The sequence below is a fragment of the uncultured Olegusella sp. genome, from assembly GCF_947253395.1.
Lineage (GTDB): Bacteria > Actinomycetota > Coriobacteriia > Coriobacteriales > Atopobiaceae > Olegusella.
Map to the genome: position 1 here is coordinate 1 of NZ_CAMXYY010000118.1, position 4,184 is coordinate 4,184.

Consider the following 4,184-nt stretch of genomic DNA (forward strand, 5'->3'; position numbering starts at 1 on the left):
ACACCCATAAGGTTTCGTCGGCAGCGTCAGATGTGTATAAGAGACAGCCGCAAGACAAGCGAAAAATCAAAAGTAAGAAAACCCATTCCAAGTCTTATCGATGGCTCCAATGGCTATCGAACTGGTTAGCAAAAAAATAGAACAACATAAGCTAGCATCCGAGCAATAATACGCTGGCCACAAAAACGCTTTTCTTTTGGGTGAATGATTGCCACTGCTTCTACGGAGCATGAGGAGAATAACAGGCCACTCTTCCTACTCGTGCTGTTGGATGCCAAGCTTACTGATTTACATAGAGCAAAAACGCTACCCCAGCTACTGCCAAAATCATGAGAACCGCTGATACAAGGACGATTATTTTGTCCAACACACTTATCTTGTCCCGTACAGCGCTACTTTTTGCTATGCGCGCCAAGAGGGCATACAACGCAATTCCAAACGCAGCGCCCATCGTATTAGCAATAATATCTGTCACATCCGAGGCTCCAATGCTCAGTACAAACTGCAGAGTCTCAAACACAAGGCTGGTAAGAGCAATGATCAAGATAGTTGTTCCAACAGGGAGCTTGCGAAATGCCATGCGCATATATATGCCAAAGGGGATAAAAATCAAAACATTGTCAATAATCTCACGTACATGACCTGAGGTTTCCTCATCATAATAAAAAGGAATCAGATTGATCTGACGCGTGGTACTGAGGTCTGCAAGCGAGAACTGCATTTTAAACAGCACTACCCAAGAAAGAAGTACCAGATAAAAAATGAATACAGCAATAATCCCTTTGCTCTGCTGGCTATTGGACATCATTCGTTGCCTCCCTCATCATCAGACTCATATTCCAATATGTCGCCTGGCTGACACTGCAACTCTTCGCACAGCGCCCCCAAGGTGCTAAATCGCACCGCGCTAATATGTCCATTTTTTAACTTTGATAGGTTTACATTGGTAATTCCGACTCTTTCGGATAAATCTTTAAGCGATATCTTCCGATCTGCCATAACGCGATCAAGCCTAAGCACAATCTTTCCCATCGGTACCTCCTACAGCGTTTCATCCGACTGAAGCTGCAGTTCACAGGCATAGTCAAACATGAGGAAGAAGGCCACGAAGGTAATTGTCTCAAAAATAGCTGAGAGCAAATTTCCGGCAAGCAAAGCAAGCACTACGGCAACGATTGCCAACGCCAGCAGTTTTTTGCGAACACCCTCAGTGAATGGCGAGTAACTTTGGGCTACCTGCGCAAAGGTGCTCTGGAGCAAAGTAAAAAATGCAATAACCAGGCCTAGTGCCACCATGCCAAAAATGGTGAGTGCAAAAATACCAATACCAGACATCAGAACGTCTTGTGTTTTAACGCTAAATCCCAGCACATTCATCCTGCCTAAAAACGGAGTAGTAAAAATCTCCGCATGAAGTACTGCATACGCAAACATTCCCAGCAAGAAGAGGGCAAGCACAGCGATTGTGAAAAGCTGCAGGATTCTTGCAATGATGGCGAGGGTGTTACACATCCTCTTGAGCTGTGAGATGTTTTCAGACTCTTGCATGATGACTCGCTTTCACTTCTCTTTAGATACAAATTAGATGTTAAACACTCATTTGTTAATGTTTAACGATAATTATCCTAGAGAGTAAGTTATCGTTTGTCAATAACTTTTTTGTTCACCAAGTCAACATGGCAAGCATGACTGTGTCTTAAAGTCAGCAAAATAGCTGTCTATGTTATTCGCATCGATACTGTTTTTAAGTTTTCGGAATTTATTTGATGTCTCAATCAATACGGGAGAAGTACTACTCCCCTATTGCTGTGCAATACGCCAAAGAGCCTGCATCGGCCCAATCACGTTTTCCCGAGCTGATTACCTTTTCGGTCGAGTATTCATATGCAAGCATGTCGACAATTTGGGGTTCAGCATCGCTGGCTGCGAGTTCTTCTTTATAGACAACATACAAAACGCATTTCTCATTAGCGGATTCGCGGTCATACAGCACATAGGTAATTTGCTTTGCATCCTTGTTGAGTACCAGCTTTGGGACGCCTTTTGCGGTATAAGTAATATCTTTTTCTTCAGCTTTGCCACTCCCATAATGATGGGCTATAGCCACTAAACCCTTAGTAATTTGATTGTTCTGCTGCGCCAGATTATCGTCTGTGCCTTGTATGTTTTCGTCTGTACCTTGTATGTCAACACTCGAACCAACGGATGAAAACTCATAATTTTCAAGCTGCTTGCCACTATCAAAATCGATGCTTACCACACGCTGATGGGCATGGTCATAGGTACAACCAACAAATGTCACCACATCATTCTGCCAGTACACGCTATAACTTCCGCTAGAGCTAACGTCTATGGGAATACTGGCAAACTGACGCCCTATAAATAATAAATTATTACGCTCATAAAAGTTCATCGAGCCACCGAGCAAAAAAGTTGATTCTTCAGCGACCAAGGTATGCTTGCCGTTAGGTGATGAAAACTCATAATAAGAAGAACCTGCCCGCTCAAACAGCTCTGCAAACATCCCAACGAGGCTGCCTAGGATCACCATGACCCACGCAAGCACAATGGCAAACTTCGATACTTTGCGTATCGCACGTCTCCAAGCACAAATGAGCCCCCAAATTATCCAAGCAACACAAATTGATCCCATAAGAAAGTAGAGATCGGTTTGTCTGAGATATATGCCCAGCTTGATGAGCAATGTCAATCCTGTCAGCTGCTCAACTACCAGCAGCAGAGCGCATATGGCTAGCCAGCAAGCACTAGCGACAAGCAGGGCTCGCCTTATGCGGACAGTTTTGATATTTCGCATCTTTTCAGAATCAGTCAGCATACTCATATCTCTTTTTTGCTGTTACCCTAACGGTTCGAAAGTGCAGACCTTACTCATCATGTTTAGCAACCATGCTTTCATTATTGTAATTTTGTTGCAAGCTTGGTCGAGTGCACACTAACGTGCACTATACAACGGACAGGGCCACCCGTAATGGGTGGCCCTGTCGCCTCTTATCCGTTACACACTCACACAACGTGAGTGCCAAGGCGTGCCATTGCGAATGCAAGGCACGCGTATCACACTATTCCTGATTGCTCACACGGCGCCGGCGGAAGAGAAGGCCCGCCGCGAGCGCAAGTGCGCCTGAGGCAACGAGGCTCGTCAGGCTCAAAGCAGCATCTCCCGTCTGAGGGGTCGCCGCCTTGGGAGACGGCTTGGCGCTGTCCTTAACGGTCAGCTCCACTACCTTGCCGTCCTCACGAATCTGGACTTCCACTGGATCGGAGTTAAGTTCATAGCCCTTCGGTGCCGCCGTCTCCACAACCTCGTAGTCGCCATAGGCAAGCCCCTCAAACATGACGGTCCCGTCTTGCCCCGTCATGCCTTCAGCAATAACCTTGCCGTTTTGCTTGACCTGGAATGTCGCGCCAGCAAGGAGTTTGGAGGCGTTGGCCGCATCCACTTTCGAAACCACGATAGACCCCTTGACCATACGGTCCTTCACGGTAAGCGCAATAGTAGCGCCATGCTCACGAATCTGGACTGGCATGGGCGTGGCATCAAGCACATAGCCCTCGGGAGCCTTGGTCTCGATGAGTGTGTAGTCGCCATAGGGGATGTCGCCAAGCGTGAACGTGCCATCCTCCCCCGTGGTGCCGCTCGCCACGACCTCATCTTCCTTCATGAGGGAGAACTCGGCTTTCGCCAGAAGTTTGCTCTCATCGGAGGCATCGACCTTCGTCACGGACAGCGACCCCTTGATACCCTCGTTGCCCACCGTCAGAGCGACAACCTGTCCCTCGGTGGCAATACTTACCGCATGGGGCGTCTGATCAAGCACATATCCCTCTGGCGCCGCCGTCTCCACAACCTGATAGCTGCCATAGGGCACGTCAGCAAACTCGACTTTTCCGTTTGCGTCCGTCACACCCTCACGTACCACGGCGTCATCCTGCCTGAGCTGGAAGGTCACGCCCGGCAGCAGTTTGTCGCCATCGGCTGCGTCCACCTTGGTCACCTGAATGGTGCCATGGATGCGTGTGTTGGTGATGGTTGCCACGAGGTGGCCATCTTTGGTCTCATACACGCACGATGCCACGTATCCCGCGGGAACTGAACTCTCTTCCACGGTATAGCGCGACACTTTGCTCGTTGCGGGATTGTTCACAAGAAGATTGCCAAAGCT

At 48.0% G+C, this 4,184-nt stretch carries 5 protein-coding genes; all 5 read right to left on the reverse strand.

Annotated features, from left to right (window positions below; all coding sequences use genetic code 11):
- Positions 1–280: 280 nt before the first annotated feature.
- On the reverse strand, positions 281–808 hold the full coding sequence (locus tag Q0X25_RS07510) for a VanZ family protein (protein WP_277259672.1): 528 nt from the start codon (positions 806–808) through the stop codon (positions 281–283).
- Complete coding sequence (locus tag Q0X25_RS07515) at positions 805–1,032, reverse strand: helix-turn-helix transcriptional regulator (protein ID WP_298580739.1); 228 nt, start codon at positions 1,030–1,032, stop codon at positions 805–807. The genes Q0X25_RS07510 and Q0X25_RS07515 overlap by 4 nt, the downstream gene beginning before the upstream one ends.
- 9 nt (positions 1,033–1,041) lie before the next feature.
- On the reverse strand, positions 1,042–1,548 hold the full coding sequence (locus Q0X25_RS07520) for a hypothetical protein (protein ID WP_298580742.1): 507 nt from the start codon (positions 1,546–1,548) through the stop codon (positions 1,042–1,044).
- Between the two features lie 244 nt (positions 1,549–1,792).
- Entirely contained in the window at positions 1,793–2,836 is a 1,044-nt protein-coding gene (locus Q0X25_RS07525) for a hypothetical protein (protein ID WP_298580745.1), read from the reverse strand.
- Positions 2,837–3,080: 244 nt separating this feature from the next.
- The coding region (locus Q0X25_RS07530) for a collagen binding domain-containing protein (protein WP_298580748.1) at positions 3,081–4,184 on the reverse strand (1,104 nt) is incomplete at its 5' end.